Origin of the sequence: Methylorubrum zatmanii (genome assembly GCF_014845115.1) — a bacterium.
GTDB lineage: Bacteria > Pseudomonadota > Alphaproteobacteria > Rhizobiales > Beijerinckiaceae > Methylobacterium > Methylobacterium zatmanii.
In genome coordinates this window covers 1-655 of sequence record NZ_NKUI01000372.1, presented here as the reverse complement: position 1 = coordinate 655, position 655 = coordinate 1, and the positions used below count along the sequence as shown (strand labels likewise).

Below are 655 nucleotides of genomic sequence, written 5' to 3'. Positions count from 1 at the left end.
CCACCTTTCGTCGGCAGCGTCAGATGGGTAAAAGAGACATAGCCACGACCGGCTCGACGCGCTGCTGCGCCTGCTGGTCTCGCGGGCGATGCGCCGCACCGAGGCCGCCGGCGCCCGGGTCGGCACCGTGGCGCTCGCCTCCGTCCGCGCCACCCGCGAGACCACGGTCCATGACGGCGGCGAGGTGCTGCGCGCCGTCTCCGGCACGCCGGAGGCCGGAGAGCATGTCGGCGACGAGGTGTTCGACGGCCTCTCGCAGGCGGCGGTGTTCCCCGGCGAGTTGCCGGCCGACCCGCAGGCGGTGCTCGACGGCGCGATCCCGCCGGGTTCGTTCCGCTTCCCCCGCTTCCGTCCGCCGCCGGTGAAGCCGGACGCCCTCGGCCGGCCGGGTCATCTGCCGCAGATCCGGCTCGACCGGGCCATGCAATTCCTGATCGGGGACAAGCTGACGTGACCACGCCCCAGCGCCCGCGCGCCTTCCGCATCCCCGCCGCCGATCAGGCGCCTTCGCCCGAAACCGCCGAGGCGCCGCCACGACCCGAGGTGCGCCTCGTCGACGAGCCCTACGAGATCGTGGATGCCGCCGACGGTGTCGCCGTGCCGGTGGCGCCCAAAAGCCGGGCACCATGGCTCTCGATCCTGTTCAGCGCCCTCG

The 655-nt window shown here is 73.6% G+C and carries 2 pseudogenes; both read left to right on the top strand.

Annotation, left to right across the window (positions count from 1 at the left end):
* Positions 1–40 precede the first annotated feature (40 nt).
* A pseudogene (locus MZTS_RS24810) lies at positions 41–454 on the top strand (YcjX family protein); the annotation flags it as partial.
* A pseudogene (locus MZTS_RS24805) lies at positions 451–655 on the top strand (TIGR01620 family protein); the annotation flags it as partial. The pseudogenes MZTS_RS24810 and MZTS_RS24805, both read left to right, overlap by 4 nt.